Genomic DNA, 16848 nt, shown 5'->3' with positions numbered 1-16848 from the left:
GCCCCCCCCGGCCCCCCCCGCTACCCCGCCCCGGCGGTGTTCGCGAAGCCTTCGTGAAGCCTTCGCGAACACCGCCCGCAACCGACGCTCCGACGCGGCGCTCGGCCGGGGTCCGGGACCGCGGCCGCCGCGCCCCGCGCACCGCCACCGCGCACCACGCACCACGCACCGCGCACCGCGCACCGGCCGGGGTCCCGGTCGGGCGTCCGGACGCCCGACCGGGTCCGCGACCGGCGTTCGGGCGGTCTGCCGGGTCAGAGTCTCGGGTCGACCGGCTCCGACTCCAGTGCGAGGACCGCGAAGACGGCCTCGTGGACGCGCCAGAGCGGTTCGCCCCCCGCCAGGCGGTCGAGGGCCTCCAGGCCGAGCGCGTACTCGCGCAGGGCCAGCGAGCGCTTGTGGCCGAGGAAGCGCTGCCGCAGGCGGTCCAGGTTCTCCGGACGGGTGTACTCGGGGCCGTAGATGATCCGCAGGTACTCCCGGCCGCGCACCTTCACGCCCGGCTGCCCGAGGCGCCCGTTCGCGTCCCGCACCAGCGCCGCGAGCGGCTTGACGACCATGCCTTCGCCGCCCGCCCCGGTCAGCTCCAGCCACCAGTCGGTGCCGGCGCGGACCGAGGCCTCGTCGCCGGTGTCGACGACGAGCCGGCGGGTGACCTGGAGCAGCCCGGTCGGGTCGTGCTCGACGAGCCGGTCCAGCCAGGCGAGCTGCTCGTCGTGCGGCACGGCCGCGAGCGAGCGCCCGCGCGCCGCGAGCAGCTGGAAGGGCGCGAACCGCACGCCCGAGAGCCCCTCGGTCGGCCAGCAGTAACGCCGGTACGCCTCGGTGAACGCCGCCGCGTCCGTCGCCCGCTCCCGCTGCTTGGCGAGCAGCCCGTCGACCCCCTCGATCCCGCGCGCCACCGCCTGCTCCAGCGCGGCGACCGCGCCGGGGAAGACGGCACCGGAGGCGGCGCCGACCGCCGCGTACTGCGCGCGGAGCAGCCCGGCCGACTTGAGCGACCACGGCATCAGCTCGCCGTCGAGCAGCAGGAAGTCGGTGGCGAGCTCGTCCCACAGCCCGGCGGCGCCGATCGCGGTCCGCAGCCGGCCGAGGACCTCCTCGGTGACGGCCGGATCGTCGAAGAAGGGCCGTCCCGTACGGGTGTGCAGCGCGCCGGTCACCCCACCGACACCGAAGCGCTCACGGGCCGCGTCGGCGTCCCGGCAGACCAGCGCCACCGCGCGGGAGCCCATGTGCTTCTCCTCGCACACGACCCGCTCGACGCCGTCCGCCCGGTACTGGGCGAAGGCCTCGGCCGGGTGCTCCAGGTAGCCCTCCTCCTTCGAGGTGGCGACCGGCGCCATCGTCGGCGGCAGGTAGGTGAGCAGCCGCGGGTCGACCGCGAACCGGCTCATGACCTCCAGGGCCGCCGCGGCGTTCTCCTCGCGCACGGCGACGTTCCCCCCGTGGCGGGTCTCGACGGTCCGCCGCCCGTGCACATCGGCCAGATCCAGGGGGCGTCCCTGGTGCCCGCCGGGCGCCTCGGTGGCGAGCGGCCGCGCCGGCTCGTACCAGACGCGCTCGGCCGGTACGTCGACGAGCTCGCGCTCCGGCCAGCGCAGCGCGGTCATCTTCCCGCCGAAGACGGCCCCGGTGTCGAGGCAGATGGTGTTGTTGATCCAGGAGGTGTTCGGCACGGGCGTGTGCCCGTACACGACGGTCGCCCGCCCCCGGTACTCCTCCGCCCACGGGTAGCGCACCGGCAGCCCGAACTCGTCGGTCTCGCCCGTGGTGTCCCCGTACAGCGCGTGCGAACGCACCCGCCCGGAGTTCCGGCCGTGGTACTTCTCCGGCAGACCGGCGTGGCAGACGACGAGCTTCCCGCCGTCGAGCACGTAGTGGCTGACGAGGCCCTCGATGAACCGTCCGACCTCCGCCCGGAACTCCTCGCTCTCCCGCCCCAGCTGCTCGATGGTCTCGGCCAGGCCGTGCGTCTCCTGCACCTTCCGGCCCTTGAGCCACCGGCCCAGCTTGTTCTCGTGGTTGCCGGGGACGCACAGGGCGTCGCCCGCGGCGACCATCGCCATGACCCGGCGCAGGACGCCCGGTGAGTCGGGGCCCCGGTCGACGAGGTCGCCGACGAAGACGGCCGTCCGCCCCTCCGGGTGGTGTCCGTCGACGTAGCCGAGCTTCGCGAGCAGGGTCTCCAGCTCGGAACGGCAGCCGTGGATGTCGCCGATGATGTCGAAGGGACCGGTGAGGTGCCGCAGGTCGTTGAAGCGGCGCTCCAGGACGACCTGCGCGGCCTCGACCTCCTCGACGGACCTCAGCACGTGCACCTTGCGGAAGCCCTCGCGCTCCAGGCCGCGCAGCGAGCGGCGCAGCTCGCGCCGGTGGCGCTGGATGACGTGCGCGGGCATGTCGGCCCGGTCGGGCCGGGCGGCGTTGCGGGTGCGGCAGACCTCCTCGGGCAGGTCGAGGACGATCGCGATCGGCAGCACGTCGTGGGCCCTGGCCAGCTGGACCAGCTGACGCCGGGCCTCCTGCTGCACGTTGGTGGCGTCGACGACGGTCAGCCGGCCGGCGGCGAGGCGCTTGCCCGCGATGTAGTGGAGGACGTCGAAGGCGTCCCGGCTGGCGGACTGGTCGTTCTCGTCGTCGGCGACGAGCCCCCGGCAGAAGTCGGAGGAGACGATCTCGGTGGGCTTGAAGTGGCGCCGGGCGAAGGTGGACTTGCCGGAACCGGTGGCACCGACGAGCACCACGAGGGACAGGTCGGTGACGGGCAGGGTGCGGGTCTCGGTGGTCATCTCGGTCCCTCCTTCTCGGTGTCGGTACGGCTCTCGGTACGGCTTGCGTCAGTGCTCTCGGTACGGCTTTCGGTACGGCTTGCGTCAGTGCTCTCGGTACGGCTTTCGGTACGGCTTTCGGTACGGCTGAAGACGGCCATCTGGGTCGGCGGCCCGGCCTCCGGGTCGTCCGGTCCCACGGGGGCGAACCCGACCTCGTACCCGTACTGCGCGGCCACGCCGGCCGCCCAGTCCCGGAACTCCTCCCGGGTCCATTCGAAGCGGTGGTCGCCGTGCCGGACGTGTCCGGCCGGGAGCGACTCCCAGCGCACGTTGTACTCGACGTTCGGCGTGGTCACGATGACCGTACGGGGCCGGGCCGAGCCGAACACCGCGAACTCCAGGGCCGGCAGCCTCGGCAGGTCCAGGTGCTCGATGACCTCGCTGAGCACGGCCGCGTCGTACCCGGCCAGCCGCTTGTCGGTGTACGCGAGGGAGCCCTGCGTCAGCTTCACGCGGGCGGCCTGCCGCTCCCCCATCCTGTCGAGGCGCAGCCGGCGCGCGGCGACGCCCAGGGCCCGCGCGGACACGTCGACCCCGACGATCTCGGTGAAGCGCGGGTCCTTGAGCAGGGCCTGCACCAACTGGCCCTGCCCGCAGCCCAGGTCGAGGACGCGAGCCGCACCGGCGTCCTTCAGCGCGGCGAGGATCGCCTCGCGCCGCTGCTCGGCGAGCGGCACCGGACGCTCCTCCGTGTCGGCGGTCTCGTCGACGGCGTTGTCGACGTCCTCGACGTCCAGCCCCTCGGCCTCGGCGAGCCGGACCAGTTCGAGCCGCTCCGTCGCCGCCCGGGCCAGGCCCCAGCGGCGCGAGAGGTAGCGGGCGGTGATCAGCTTCCGCTCGGGGTGGCCGGCCAGCCATCCGTCACCGGCGCGCAGCAGCTTGTCGACCTCGTCGGGCGCGACCCAGTAGTGCTTGGCGTCGTCCAGCACGGGCAGCAGGACGTACAGGTGGTTGAGGGCGTCCGCGAGCCGCAGCTCGCCCTCCAGGACGAGACGCACGTACCGCGAGTCGCCCCACTCGGGGAACTTCCCGTCGAGCGGCACCGGTTCGGCGTCCACCGTGTCCCAGCCCAGCGGCCCGAACAGCGCCCGCACCAGCTCCGCGCCGCCCCGGGCGGGGAGCGCGGGAACCTCGACGCGCAGCGGCAGCGGCGCGGCGGCCCGCTCGGGCATCAGCTTGCACTCGCCGTGCAGCGCGGTCTTGAAGACCTTGGCGAGCGCGACCGCGAGCAGTGAGGACGCCGCGTAGGGCCGGTCGTTCACGTACTGCGCGAGCGCCGCGTCCGGGGCGCCGCCCCGGCCCCTGCCCTTGCCGCGGCGCACCAGCGCCACGGGGTCCACCTCCAGGAGGAGTGCCGCGGTGCACCGCTCGTCGCTCGCCTCGGGATAGAGGACGTGCGCCGTGCCGTGCGAGGTCGAGAACGCCTGCGCCCGCTCGGGATGCTTGTGCAGCAGAAAGCCGAGATCGGTCGCGGGTCGCTCCGGGTTGCCGGTTGTACTGATCGTCAGGAACACACCTTCGAGTATGGTTCGCCCTTCCCCTCCCCACCAGGCATTTTCCGCACGCCCACCGCCCGCCCACGGCCCCGACCCACCCCTGGGAGCACGGTCACCGGCCCCCCGGCCGCGGCATCACCGGCCCCTGGGCGCGGCCTCACCGAACCCTGGGCCCGGCATCACCGAGCCCCGGCCGCCGCGTCACCGCCCTCCGCCGTCAGGGTCTCGGCGAGCGCCCCGATGGTGGCGGGGCCGACGCGGCAGCAGCCGCCGACGAGCCGAGCGCCCGCCCCGGCCCATGCGAGGGCCCGCGTCGGGTCGAAGGCCATGTCCCCGTGCCAGCCCCGCGCCCGGGCGTCCCACTGCTCCCCGCTGTTCGGGTAGACCACGGCCGGCTTCCCGGTCACGGCCACCGCGAGCTCCACGGCCTCCCCCGCCTCGGCCGGGTCGCAGCAGTTCACCCCGACCGCCACGACCTGCTCGTTCCCCGCGGCGACCGCGAAGGCCTCCGCCAGGTCCTGCCCGGCCCGGGTCCGCCCGCCCTCGACGGTGTACGAGAGCCACACCGGCACCCCGCACCCGGCGGCCGCCCGCAGCAGCGCCTCGGCCTCCTCCGCGTCCGGAACGGTCTCCAGGGCCAGGACGTCCGGCGCCGCCCCCGCGAGCACCTCGATCCGCGGCCGGTGGAACCTTTCCAGCGCCCCGACGGACAGCCCGTACCGTCCCCGGTACTCGCTGCCGTCCGCGAGCATCGCCCCGTACGGCCCGACGGACGCGGCGACCCACACCTCCTCCCGTACCCCCTCCGCCGCCGCCCGGGCCAGCTCCACGCTCCGCGCGAGCAGCCCCGCCGCCTCCTCCCGGCCCGCGCCCCGCCGGGCGAAGCCCTCGAACGTGGCCTGGTAGCTGGAGGTGATCAGCACCCGCGCACCCGCCCGCACGTAGGCCGCGTGGGCCGCTTCGATCTGCTCGGGCCCGTCGGCGAGGAGCCGCGCGGACCAGAGCGCGTCCGAGAGGTCGCAGCCCTGCGCCTCCAGCTGGTTGGACAGCCCGCCGTCGAGGACGAGCACCCCCGCCCCGAGGGCTTCGGCGAACGTACGGCCCGGTCTCATCGGCTCTCCCCCGCTCATCGCAGCTGCGACTGGACCTGGTCGGAGATCAGCTCCAGATGGTCCAGATCCGCCAGGTCGAGGACCTGGAGGTAGGCCCGGGAGGAGCCGATCGCCGCGTACCGTCCGAGCTTGTCGACGACCTCCGCGGGCGAGCCCGCGAGCCCGTTCGCCCTGAGCTCGTCCACGTCCCGGCCGATGGCGGCGGCCCGGCGGGCCACCTCGGCGTCGTCCTTGCCGACGCAGACCACCAGCGCGTTCGAGTAAACCAGGTCGCCGGCCGCCCGCCCGGCCGCCTCCGCGGCGGCCCGGACCCGGCCGAACTGCCGCTCGCTGTCCTCGACGGAGGCGAACGGGATGTTGAACTCGTCCGCGTACCGCGCGGCGAGGCGGGGCGTGCGGCTCGCGCCGTGCCCGCCGATCAGCACCGGGACCCTGGACTGGGCCGGCTTGGGCAGCGCGGGCGAGTCGGTGAGCCGGTAGTACTCCCCGTCGTAGCTGAAGGTCTTCCCGACCTCGGTCTCCCACAGGCCGGTGACGATCGCCAGCTGCTCTTCCAGGCGGCCGAACCTCTCCTTCGGGAAGGGGATGCCGTACGCCGTGTGCTCCTCCTCGAACCAGCCCGCTCCCAGGCCCAGTTCGACCCGGCCGCCGGACATCCGGTCCACCTGGGCGACCTGGATGGCGAGGACTCCGGGGAGCCGGAAGGTGCCGGCCGTCATCAGCGTGCCGAGCCGGATCCTCTTCGTCTCCCGCGCCAGGCCCGCCAGGGTGATCCAGGCGTCCGTCGGCCCGGGCAGCCCGTCGCCGGACCCCATGCCGAGGTAGTGGTCGGAGCGGAAGAAGGCGTCGAATCCGAGCTCCTCGGTGGCCCGGGCCACCGCGAGGAGGGTGTCGTAGTCGGCCCCCTGCTGGGGTTCGGTGAAGATGCGAAGATCCATGCCTCCATCCTGCACCTTCGGGTGCGTGTCAACGTCGTCGTCAGCTCTCCGTCCGCACCGGCTCGGTCGGGTGAAAATCCGGCCCCCTGGCGGGCGGCGTCCGCGCTGGCCAGTGACCGGGGCCCGGCACCCGTCGTTGGCTCGGGCGGAGCCGGACCGCCCGGCCCGCGTGCCGGCGGCCGATGCCGGTGCGTCTCTCTCACGGCCCCGTCCTCGGCGGCGGGGCCCGGGCCGAGGAGGCCGCCATGTCCCAGGAAGCCGCGCCGGAGCGGGCCGTGCCCGAACAGCCGGTGCCGCAGTCCGTGCCCGAGCAGAAGGGCGCCGGCGCCCCCAAGGGCCTGCTCCAGCAGATGGAGGAGCTGATGGCGGCGCTCTCCGCCGACCTCTCCCAGCTGGACGCCGACCTCCAGTCCACGTCCGACCGCCTCGCCCCGGAGGCCGGGACGCAGCAGGAGCCCGGGCCACGGAGCTCCGACGCCCACCATCACCCCACCGCCGAGCACCGCGAGCCCGGCGGCCACTGACCCGAACACCACGGCCCCGGACGCCAGGGCCCCAGCCGGCCCCGACCCGAACACCACGGCCCCGGCCGGCCCCGACCCGAGCACCACGGCCCTGCACATCACGGTCAACCACAGCACCGACCCGAGCACCAGGGCCCCGCCCCGTACCGCCGCAGCGTGCAGCACCCCTACCACGACGGGCCCCGTCCCGGGCCCGCTCGGCCCCGGGCGGGGTCGGGCGGGCGGGCGCGCTCCCCGTCCCGCACGGCGAGGCGCCGCAGCATCCCGCGCACCCGGTCGCTCGACTCGTCGGCGGCGTCGATGGCCTCGATGCACTGCCAGTACAGCCCCTCCTCGTCGGTGGCGCAGGCCACTCCCACGAGCGCGATCCCCACCTCCCCGAGCAGCTCCCCGAGCGCGGTCAACGCCCCGCTGGGGTCCGCGACTTCGGTGAGCTGGGCCGCCCGCGGCCCGCCGGCGCCCCAGGTCGGGTACTCCCCGATCTCGCTCAGACCCCGCGCCTCGCCCCGCAGCTCCATCGGTCCACAGAGCGCGAGGTGACTCCCTATCGCCTGGGCGAGCGCCTGGGCCTGCCAGGCCTCCGCCACGATGTCCTGCGCCGTCCCGCTCTCCGCCAGTGCGTGCCGGCCGAGCGCGATGAGTCGCTCCGCTTCCATCAACCCCGCCCCCGTTCGTACGACTTACTGCCCACTCACTCCACTACCCAGAGTGAGGCCGCCTGAGCCTCGACACCAGAGGAATTCGGAAATCTGTGGACAGGAAGCCTGACGGGGAAAAGTCGATCACTCCGAAGAGTGACGATCTCCCTCCACGGCGCCGCCCTCACCTCCTCCGCCCCGCCTCCGGACGGGAAATCGGACCTCGTTCCGGTCGATCTTGGCCGCGAGGGCCTCCAGCGGATCGACCCCGAGCACCTGGCAGAACTGGAGGAGGTAGGCGAGCACGTCCGCCACCTCGTCGGCGACCCGGTGCGCCGACTCCGGGTCGTCCATCACCCGCTCCGCCTGCTCGGGCGTCAACCACTGGAAGATCTCCAGGAGTTCGGCCGCCTCCACGCTGAGGGCCGCCACCAGGTTCTTGGGCGTGTGGTAGGGCTGCCAGTCCCGCGCCGCCGCGAACTCGGCCAGCCTGCGCTGCAGCCCCGCCACGTCGTGGCCCACCGGGCCCCCGCCCCTCTTGTCGTTGTCGTCGGTCACCCGCCCAGGTCTACCACCGTCACCCCGGGCGTCCGGCGCGCCTCCTCCGCCGCCCGTTCGCCGACCGTGCCCGCCACCCGGATGTGACCGTCGGCGGCGATGCCCGCGGCGAGCCGCAGCAGTTCGCCCACCTGCCTCCCGTCGAGGCCCCGGTCCAGGCCGTCGGTGAGCAGCGTCAGGCTCTGCATGGCGTCGGGGACCTCGGCGATCCGGTCCATCTCCAGCACTCCGGGGCCGGTGAGCAGGGTGAGCGCGAGGGCCAGATAGCGGAGTTCGCCGTCGCCGAGGCGGCCGAGCGGGGTCGCGGGCCGGCCGCCGCGTTCGAGGACGGCACGGAGGGTCCCCTCCGGGAGTTCCTGTACGCCGACACCGGTGACGGGTCCCCTGCAGCCCGCTCCGGCGACGGCCGCGAGGCGGTGGTGGCGGCGCGGGCAGTCCGTGTGGGTGCGGTGCAGGACCTCGGCGAGGTTGCCGCAGCCGCGCCGCAGCCGCCCCTCGCCGGGCGGCACGGGGGCCCGCATCCCGTCGGGCCTGGGGTCGCAGGCGAAGGCCGACCGCAGGCCGATGACCACCTGCTCGGCGGCGGCCAGGACGTGCCGCTGCCCCTGGGTCTTGCCCGCGACCCGCAGGGGCAGCAGCGCCGTGCCGAGCAGGTCGTCGGGGAACGGGGCTCGGGTGACGGGCGTGGCGCCCGCCGTGTGCCACTCGGCCTGTACGGCGCTCCGGCCGGGGTCGCGGAGCGCGGTGGCGAGCAGGGTGCGGCCGCGGCCGGTGAGCCGTTCGCCGACGATCCGGAGCCGGGGCTCGGCCTGCACGGCGAGGTCCAGGTGGACGGGGCCTTCGGGTCCGTCCACCGTGCAGCCGATCCGGAAGCCGCGCCTGCCCTGCTCGTCGGGCCGGGCGCGCTCGGGGACGCAGCCGGCGGGGTCGGGGAACACCTCGTCGAGCGTGTCGCCCGCGCCGAGCCTGGCCAGGGCCTCGTACGCCCGGAGGGTGGTGGACTTGCCGCTGCCGCTGGGCCCGGTGAACAGGGTGACCGGTCCGAGCGGGTGCGCGGCGGAGCGGTGGCCCGCGAACGCGGACAGCCGCAGCTCGGTGACGGCGGGCCGGGCGGTACGCGGCCCGCCGCCCCGGCCCGCCGCGGCGACCGGGCCCCGCGCCTCGGGGACGGAGACACGGGGCCCGGAAGCGCCGCGACCGGAACCGCCCGCACCGGAGGGGCCGGCACCGGAGGAACCGGTACCGGAACCGCCTGCACGGGATGAGCCGGCACCGGAAGCAGGCGTCACGGGCGAGGAGCCGGCAGAAGGGGAGCCGGCAGGCGGGGCGTCGACGGAGGGAGTGGTGGCAGCGTCAGTACCGGCAGAGCCGGCACCGACGGGTGCGGGGCGAACCGAGGAGGGAACGACGTCGGAGGAGGGGTCGTCTGACGTGCGGGCGAGCGTGGAGCCGCCGGTGAGGTCCATGCCCGGACCGTACGCAGATCATTCCCTGACGAACCGTTACGGCGAGATGACCTTCCTACGATCGGGGGACGCCGGCGGTCCGGCGGCCCACGACGTCCTCCTCGTCCTCGCCCTCCGCGCCCTCGACCTCCGTGCCGGCCGGGGCCAGCAGGAAGACGTTCCGGTCGACGCGGTGCATCCCGCTGCCGAGGCCGAAGACCACGCCGCTGCTGAAGTCGAGGATCCGCTTGGCGACCTCGGTGTCGGCGCTCGTCAGATCGAGGAGCACCGGGATCTGGGCGATGAGGTACTCGGCGACCTCGCGGGCGTCGGCGAAGACCTGCACGCGGAGCACGACCATGCGGCGCTGCTCGGCGGATTCGTACTGCTCGGGGATCGTGCGGTGGTCGACCCTGGACGGCCATTCGTCACGGCCGCGCAGGGGCACGACCTGGGCGAGGCCCTCCCACTGCTCGTCGGTGACGTCGTACCTCTCGTACCTACTCATGGCCCCATCCTCCCGCTCCTCACCCGTTCGGCCCAACAACGACACGAGGTGATGGCCCGGGCGGCGCTCGGCGAGCGACCCGCGCCAGCCGGTCCGGCGACCCGCGTAGGCCCGTCCAGCGACCCGCGTCAGCCGGTGCGGCGGCGCACGCCGGCCGGTCCAGCAGCGCGCGTCAGCCCGTCCCGCGGCCCGCGTCCGCCGGTGGGACGGAGTACGTCACGGTGGCGGAGGCCGCCAGATCCCCCGCCTCGTCGCTGAGTTCGGCGAGGACCACGCAGAGGCGGCGGCCGAACTTGGCCATGCGCGCGTGGGTGCGGAGCAGTCCGGGCCGGGGGCGGTTGAGGTAGCTGATCTGGAGGGAGGTGGTGAGCGCCATCGGGGTGGCGCGGCCGAGCCGGGCGTTGATCAGGAGGAAGGCGGCGAGGTCGACGAGACCGGCCTGTTCGGGGCCGGAGATCGTGCCGCCGGGCCGGGTGCGGAGCCGGGCCCCGTCCGCCTCCATGAGCAGGTGCGTCCCGCTCGCGTCGGTGACCCGGCAGGCCGCGTAGTCGGGGAACTGCCGCTGGACGAGCGCGTTGAGCTCGTCCGGCGAGAGCGTGCCGACGGCATGCGGGGAGAAAGAGGCAGCCTGCGCGTCCGTCATCGGACGAAGCTCTTCGCCAGCCGGCGGAGCCCTTCCCTGATCTCGTCGGCCGAGTGCGTCGTGAAGGACAGGCGCATCGCGCCCGGGTCCGGTTCGCCGCAGAAGAACGGCGCCCCCGGCACGTACGCCACCTCGTGGGCGACGGCGGTCTTCAGGAGGGCCGTCGCGTCGTGGCCGGCGGGGAGGGTCACCCAGATGAACATGCCGCCCTCCGGCCTGTTCCAGCGGCTGCCCTCGGGCAGCGCGGCCGGCAGGCCTTCGAGCATCGCGTCCCGGCGCTCCTGGTAGGCGGCGCGCATCACCGCGACGTGCGCGTCGAGGTCGCTGTCGCGGAGATAGCGCGCGGCGGCGGCCTGGTCGATCGTCGAGGTGTGCAGGTCGGCCGCCTGCTTGGCGATCACGCAGGCGCGGCGCAGCCCGGCGGGGGCGCGCAGGAAGCCGAGCCGGAGACCGGGGGCCATCACCTTGGAGAAGGAGCCGAGCAGGACGGTGCGGTCGGCGGCCACGGGGTCGGCGGCGATGGCGGGGACGCGCTCGCCGTCGTAGCGCAGTTCGCCGTACGGGTCGTCCTCGACGATCCAGAACCCGTGCCGTGCGGCGGCCTCGGCGACGGCGTGGCGGCGCTCGGCGGGGAGGGTGCGGCCCGTGGGGTTCTGGAAGGTGGGGACGATGTAGAGGAGGGTGGCCTGCTCGCGGGCCGCGATCTCCTCCAGGGCCTCCGGGAGGATGCCCTGGTCGTCGGTGGGCACCGGGACGACGCGGGCGCCGGCGAAGCCGAAGGTCTGCAGGGCGGCGAGGTAACAGGGGTCCTCGACGAGAACCACGCTGCCCGGCTCGACCAGGGCGGTGGTGAGGAGCGTGAGCGCCTGCTGCGAGCCGGTGGTGACGAGCAGGTCGTCGGCGTCCGTGGGCAGTCCGCGCGCGGCGAGCCGGTCGGCGATGGCGGTGCGCAGCTCCGGGTCGCCCTCGGTCGTCGAGTACTGGAGGGCCGCCTGCGGGTTCTCCGTGAGGACCCGGTCGTACGCCGCGTGGATCCCGGCGATGTCGAACAGCTCGGGGGCGGGCAGGCCTCCGGCGAACGAGATCACCTCGGGCCGTGCCGTGAGCGCCAGGATCTCCCGTACCGGCGACGAGCCGACGTCGGCCAGCCGGGAGGCGTAGGCCGGCGCGGGCACGGAAGGGGTGGAGGAGGGGGAGGGGGTGGCGTTCGCGGGCGCGGAGGCGGCAGAAAGCATGGCGCCAGCATATAGAGATTCGAGACGGTGTCCAGGTCGTTCGATTCCCGCCGGGCGTGGCCGAGTTGACACTCTTCGGGGTCCTCGCAAGGTGAATTCCAGGCCTGATTCAGGTCCCATCCGGCCACTCTGCGGGCCGTGGAAATCCGGCCGCGGGTGGCGAATTCGGAGGATTGCCCTCCTCCCGACTTTCCCGCTGGTCGACGCCGAAAAGGAGGGGCGGGGCGATCTTGCGCGGTCTTGTCCGACGCGCCGCGAGCGGTTCTTGATCCGGTTCTGGGCACGTCGTGAACGACTCGGGGGAAATCGGCCATTCCGGTCCCTCGGTCTCATTGATGGACCGGCTGCGCCGTGGATAGCGTTCGACCGCTCCACCAGCTTGATGTCCGCGGTCTCCATCGCGGGGTGTCCGCGGCCTCTCACGCGAAGTCCGCGGTCTCCGGCGGGAAGTCCGCGGTCTCCGCCGCGAGGGCGGCGGTCTTTCGGGTCGAAGTCGAACGAGCGAGGCGAGTGGATCACCATGGCATCTTCCGTTCCCGTCGACGAGGCAGTCGTCGTCCGCACCCCCGAGGAATTCCTCGCCATGCCCGAGGACTACCGCGAGATCGCCGTCCGGGGAATGATCGTCAACACCGAGGGTGAACTGTCCGGTGCCGACGACTACATCCAGGTGTTCCTGCCGCTCGCGCCGAACGCCGAGGAACGGCAGGTGTGCGCCGAGCGCGCCGTCGAGGAGTACGACCACTACAAGATCGGCAAAAGGGTCCTGGCCGACATCGGCGTGGACACCGGATACATGGAGCAGCAGCGGCTCGCCGACCGTGATCTCTTCGCCGGCCACGAGTTCCACACGTGCACCACCTGGGCCGAGCGCGGCATCTTCTCGTACATCGGCGAGGAGACCGCGATGGTGATGATCTCGGAATTCGCGCAGAGCAGTTACAAGCCCTGGGCCGAGGCGGTGCGCACGATCATTCTCGACGAGAAGGTGCACATCGCGCACGGCGCGCGTGTCTGCCGGAATCTCGCCCGCACCGAGGAGGGCCGCGAGGAACTCCAGCAGGGTCTCGACCGATTGTGGCCCGGATTCAACCGGATCTTCGGGAGCTCGCGTTCGGAGCGCTCGAAGCTCGCGGTCCGTTTCGGTCTCCGGCAGACCACCAACGGAGAGGCGCGCGACATCTGGCGGGCGAAGGTCACCCCGCGGATCGAGAACCTCGGCCTGAAGGTCCCCGAGTAGTTCCCGGGCTCCCCCCTGGCCCCCGTACCCCAAGACCGGCCCACCGAGGAGTCCGCACCCCATGGCCACCCCCCTGACCATCACCCCGCGTCCGCTCGGCCGCCGCGAGGCGAAGGAGCGCACCGCCGCCCTCCTGGCCGAACGCCCCGATCTCGCCGAGCGCCTGCACCGGCTGCGCCGTCTCGGCCGCGAGGTGCGCTCGTGCGAGGTCCACCTCACCAACACCTGCAACATCCGCTGCAAGGGCTGCTGGTACTTCGAGGGCGGCTTCGACACCGCCGTGCGCGAGCTGTCCGACGTCGACAAGATCCGGGCCTTCGCCCGTCGGCTGCGGGACGAGGGCGTCAATCAGGCCACCCTGATCGGTGGTGAGCCGACCCTGGTGCTGCGCCGGGTGGAGGCGTTCGTCGAGGAGCTGCCGTACATCACGATCTCGACCAACGGTCTGCGTCCCATGCCCGTGCAGGGCTTCGAGCACATCGCCGTGGCCGTCAGCATCTTCGGCGGCGGGCCGCTCGACGACGACCTGCGCGCCATCCGGGTCAACGGCTCCAAGTTCACCGGCCTGTTCGACACGGCGCTCTCGCACTACAAGGACGATCCGCGGGTCCTGTTCATCTTCGCGCTCTCCGAGGACGGGCTGCCGTACCTCGAACCGACCGTCCGCAAGATCGCCGAGAACGGCAACATCGTCACCTTCAACTTCTACAGCGAGCACGGCACCGACAACCCGCTGCGGATCGAGAACGAGCGCCGTGTCCTCGACGAGGCCCTGCGGGTCAAGGAGGCCTACCCGGAGGCCGTGGTCAGCCATCCGTACTTCATCCGCAGCCTCATCACCGGCACCTCGCACTGGGGCGCCCGCTTCGGGTACGAGGTCTGCCCGAGCCTCAGCGTCGACCACCCCGACCACGAGGAGCGGGTGGCCAACGGCAATCCGGTGATCCCGGGCTTCGCCGCCTGGGGCGCCGACTACGAGTCGCTGCAGTTCTGCTGCACGTCCGGGGAGTGCGGCGGCTGCCGCGACAGCCAGGCCGTCTACAGCTGGCTGGTGGTCAGCGCCTCCCGCTTCCTGGACAGCGCCGCACGCCTGGAGGAGTGGGTGGACATCGCGGAGAGCTACTGGCGGCAGTGGCACTGGTCTCCGTACCACGCCTCGAAGCTCACCTCCTGACCGCACCGCATCCCCACCTCCGGTTCCCTCATCCGGATCCCCTCATCCGGCCGTCCGCACACCGCACGGGAGAGTCATGTCCGAGACCCTGGACCGCGCCACCATCGAGCAGTTCATCACCGACGCCCTGGTCGAGCTCGGCGTCGACGCCGCCGACGTCCTGCCGGGGGCCGCGCTCGACGACCTGGAGATCGACTCGCTCGACATGGTCGAGCTCGCGCAGTCGGTCAAGCGGGACCTCGGGGTGCCGGTCCGCACGAAGGACTTCGACGGCATCGACACCGTCGGCCAGATCCTCGAACTGTGCTACGAGAAGGCCGGAGTTGAGTGATCCCCGGCGGGCCCGTGAGGTCGTCGTCACGGGCTTCGGCGCGGTCACCCCGTTCGGCGTCGGCGCCGGCGTGCTCCACGAGCGCGCCGTCGCCGGGGACGCGGCGATCCCGGCCCCCGGCGGCCATCCGGCGGTCCGGCAGGCGGAGTTCACCGCCGCCGACCATCTGCCGCGGAACCTGGTGCGCCGCACCGACCGCTTCACGCAGCTGGCCCTGGTGGCGGCCGAGGAGGCCCTGACGCAGGCCGGGCACCGGACCGGCGGACAGGTCTGGCCGCCCGAGCGCGTCGCCTGCGTCATCGGCTGCGGCCTCGGCGGGACGTCCTCCTTCGAGGCGCAGCGGGAGGTGTACGAGAGGGAGGGCGCGGACTTCGTGTCGCCGCTGATGGTCCCGCAGATGATGGCCAACGCGGCCGCCGCCCACCTCTCCCTGCGGTACGGGTTCCACGGCGAGAGCCTCTGCGTCGCGTCCGCGTGCAGCAGCGGCGCGCAGGCCGTCGGCGCGGGCATGCGACTGCTGGCCGCCGGGGCGGCCGACGCCGTCGTCGTGGGCGGCGCGGAGGCCGCCTCGTCGGACCTGGTGGCGGCCGCCTTCGCCAACGCCGGCGCCCTCTCCCCGAGCGGTACCGCCCACCCCTTCGACCGGGACCGCGACGGCTTCGTGATCGGCGAGGGCGCCGGGATCCTCGTCCTGGAGACCGCGGAGGGTGCCGCCCGGCGCGGGGCCGAGGTCCTCGGAGCCGTACGCGGGTACGGGGCGACCTCCGACGCCCACCACATCACCGCGCCCGATCCCGGCGGCGGGCCCGCGGGCCGGGCGGTCGCGCTCGCCCTGCGGGAGGCCGCGGTGGCGCCTGGCGAACTGGCCTACGTGAACGCGCACGGCACCGGCACCGCCCTCAACGACCGCCTGGAGTGCGAGGCCCTGCGCCGGGCCCTCGGGGCCGACGTCCTCGCCGAACTGCCCCTCTCCTCCTCCAAGGGCGCCCTCGGGCACCTCTTCGGGGCGGCGGGCGCGGTGGAGGCCATCGCCACGCTCCAGGCGCTGCGGCACGGCGTCGCGCCTCCGACGGCGGGGCTGAGCCGGCCTGACCCGGCGCTCGGCCGGCTGGACCTCGTGCATACGGCGCGGAAGCTCACCACGCGCGCGCGTGGAGGCCGGTTGTTCGGGCTCTCCACCTCCTTCGGTTTCGGCGGACACAACGCGGCCCTGGTCCTGGCCGTGGAAGGACGGTCCTGATGCGAGCCTCCCGCGACCCCCACGGCGTCCCCGACCTGCTCGGCTTCTCGGGGCGCCGCTATCTGGTGACCGGTGTCCTCAACGACGACTCGATCGCCTGGCACACCGCGCGGGCGCTCCAGGAGGCGGGCGCGGAGGTCCTGCTGACAGGCTTCGGCCGGACCCGCCGGATCACGGAGGCGGCGGCCTCCGGCCTCCCGTACCCGGCCGACGTCCTGGAACTCGACGTGACGCGCCCCGAGGACCTCGACGCGCTCACCAAGGAGCTGGAGCGCCGCTGGGGCGCGGTCGACGGCGTCCTGCACGCGATCGCCGCCGCCCCGCAGTCCGCACTCAGCGGCAACTTCCTCACCACCCCGGTCGAGAGCGCGACGCTCGCCCTGCGCACGGCGGCGTTCTCGCTGCACGCGCTGACCACCGCGCTCGCCCCGCTGCTGCGTGAGGGCGGCGGCGCGGGCGCGGCCAGGGGCAGTGTCGTCGGGCTCGACTTCGACTCGTCCGGGGCCTGGCCGGGATACGACTGGATGGGGGTCGGCAAGGCCACGCTCGGCGCGGTCTGCCGCTACCTCGCGCTCTATCTGGGGCACTCCGGCATCCGCGTCAACCTCGTCGCCGCCGGCCCGGTCGAGACCGTGGCCGGGCGGGCCATCAGCACCTTCGACCGGATCGCCGACCGCTGGGAGCAGGAGGCGCCGCTCGGCTGGAGCCGCGCGGATCCGGCCCGGCTCGTCGGCCCGGTGCTCTTCCTGCTCTCGGACCTGGCGGCCACCGTCACCGGGGAGATCGTGCACGCGGACGGCGGGATGCACGCCGTCCGCATGGGGGTCGGCGCCGTCGGCGAACCCCCGGGCATCGGCGCCCCGCCCCGCGCCGGCAAGGAGGACCGCTCATGACCGCGACGATCCTCGGGATCCGGTCCGCGCAGAAGGAGG

General features: G+C 73.8%; 16 protein-coding genes. 6 read left to right on the top strand and 10 right to left on the bottom strand.

The annotated features are described in order from the left end of the window. Window positions 1-254: 254 nt before the first annotated feature. The 4 genes from ACWGN5_RS27540 to ACWGN5_RS27525 form a co-directional block, all read right to left on the bottom strand. On the bottom strand, window positions 255-2792 hold the full coding sequence (locus ACWGN5_RS27540) for a polynucleotide kinase-phosphatase (RefSeq protein WP_453519918.1): 2538 nt from the start codon (window positions 2790-2792) through the stop codon (window positions 255-257). Then, window positions 2789-4348 (bottom strand): 3' terminal RNA ribose 2'-O-methyltransferase Hen1, encoded by a 1560-nt coding sequence (locus ACWGN5_RS27535; RefSeq protein WP_453519916.1) that lies wholly within the window; start codon window positions 4346-4348, stop codon window positions 2789-2791. The genes ACWGN5_RS27540 and ACWGN5_RS27535 overlap by 4 nt, the downstream gene beginning before the upstream one ends. Window positions 4349-4509: 161 nt before the next feature. Then, window positions 4510-5442 (bottom strand): homocysteine S-methyltransferase, encoded by a 933-nt coding sequence (mmuM, locus tag ACWGN5_RS27530; RefSeq protein WP_453519915.1) that lies wholly within the window; start codon window positions 5440-5442, stop codon window positions 4510-4512. A 14-nt stretch (window positions 5443-5456) separates the two neighbouring features. Further along, complete coding sequence (locus ACWGN5_RS27525) at window positions 5457-6380, bottom strand: LLM class F420-dependent oxidoreductase (RefSeq protein ID WP_453519913.1); 924 nt, start codon at window positions 6378-6380, stop codon at window positions 5457-5459. 245 nt (window positions 6381-6625) lie between these two features. Between ACWGN5_RS27525 and ACWGN5_RS27520 the strand changes: the two genes are divergently transcribed. Then, window positions 6626-6904, top strand: a complete 279-nt coding sequence (locus tag ACWGN5_RS27520; protein WP_453519911.1) for a hypothetical protein — start codon at window positions 6626-6628, stop codon at window positions 6902-6904. Window positions 6905-7071: 167 nt separating this feature from the next. Here ACWGN5_RS27520 and ACWGN5_RS27515 read toward each other — a convergent pair whose 3' ends face one another. From ACWGN5_RS27515 to ACWGN5_RS27490, 6 genes are all read right to left on the bottom strand, one after another. Then, window positions 7072-7560, bottom strand: a complete 489-nt coding sequence (locus ACWGN5_RS27515) for a DUF6099 family protein (protein ID WP_392157363.1) — start codon at window positions 7558-7560, stop codon at window positions 7072-7074. A gap of 126 nt (window positions 7561-7686) precedes the next feature. Beyond that, window positions 7687-8100 (bottom strand): nucleotide pyrophosphohydrolase, encoded by a 414-nt coding sequence (locus ACWGN5_RS27510; RefSeq protein ID WP_453519909.1) that lies wholly within the window; start codon window positions 8098-8100, stop codon window positions 7687-7689. After that, window positions 8097-9566, bottom strand: a complete 1470-nt coding sequence (locus tag ACWGN5_RS27505) for an ATP-binding protein (RefSeq protein ID WP_453519907.1) — start codon at window positions 9564-9566, stop codon at window positions 8097-8099. Before ACWGN5_RS27505 ends, ACWGN5_RS27510 begins: the two co-directional genes overlap by 4 nt. A 55-nt stretch (window positions 9567-9621) precedes the next feature. Continuing rightward, on the bottom strand, window positions 9622-10053 hold the full coding sequence (locus ACWGN5_RS27500) for a cell division protein SepF (RefSeq protein WP_369147021.1): 432 nt from the start codon (window positions 10051-10053) through the stop codon (window positions 9622-9624). 172 nt (window positions 10054-10225) lie between these two features. After that, window positions 10226-10696, bottom strand: coding sequence for a PaaI family thioesterase (locus ACWGN5_RS27495; protein WP_453519903.1), 471 nt, complete (start codon window positions 10694-10696; stop codon window positions 10226-10228). Next, entirely contained in the window at window positions 10693-11931 is a 1239-nt protein-coding gene (locus ACWGN5_RS27490; protein WP_453519901.1) for an aminotransferase-like domain-containing protein, read from the bottom strand. The genes ACWGN5_RS27495 and ACWGN5_RS27490 overlap by 4 nt, the downstream gene beginning before the upstream one ends. 520 nt (window positions 11932-12451) lie before the next feature. Here ACWGN5_RS27490 and ACWGN5_RS27485 point away from each other — a divergent pair. The 5 genes from ACWGN5_RS27485 (at window position 12452) to fabI (ending at window position 16809) form a co-directional block, all read left to right on the top strand. Continuing rightward, complete coding sequence (locus tag ACWGN5_RS27485) at window positions 12452-13171, top strand: Phenylacetic acid catabolic protein (protein ID WP_453519898.1); 720 nt, start codon at window positions 12452-12454, stop codon at window positions 13169-13171. 61 nt (window positions 13172-13232) lie between these two features. Then, complete coding sequence (locus ACWGN5_RS27480; protein ID WP_453519897.1) at window positions 13233-14345, top strand: radical SAM protein; 1113 nt, start codon at window positions 13233-13235, stop codon at window positions 14343-14345. Window positions 14346-14421: 76 nt separating this feature from the next. Beyond that, window positions 14422-14676, top strand: a complete 255-nt coding sequence (locus tag ACWGN5_RS27475; RefSeq protein ID WP_189806097.1) for an acyl carrier protein — start codon at window positions 14422-14424, stop codon at window positions 14674-14676. Beyond that, window positions 14669-15916 (top strand): beta-ketoacyl-[acyl-carrier-protein] synthase family protein, encoded by a 1248-nt coding sequence (locus ACWGN5_RS27470; protein ID WP_453519895.1) that lies wholly within the window; start codon window positions 14669-14671, stop codon window positions 15914-15916. The genes ACWGN5_RS27475 and ACWGN5_RS27470 overlap by 8 nt, the downstream gene beginning before the upstream one ends. Beyond that, a complete protein-coding gene (fabI, locus tag ACWGN5_RS27465; RefSeq protein ID WP_453519892.1) occupies window positions 15916-16809 on the top strand; it encodes an enoyl-ACP reductase FabI in 894 nt (297 codons plus the stop codon). Before ACWGN5_RS27470 ends, fabI begins: the two co-directional genes overlap by 1 nt. Window positions 16810-16848: the final 39 nt, after the last annotated feature.

It is taken from the genome of Streptomyces sp. NPDC055815, assembly GCF_053616475.1.
This window is presented reverse-complemented; position numbering and strand designations above follow the sequence as displayed.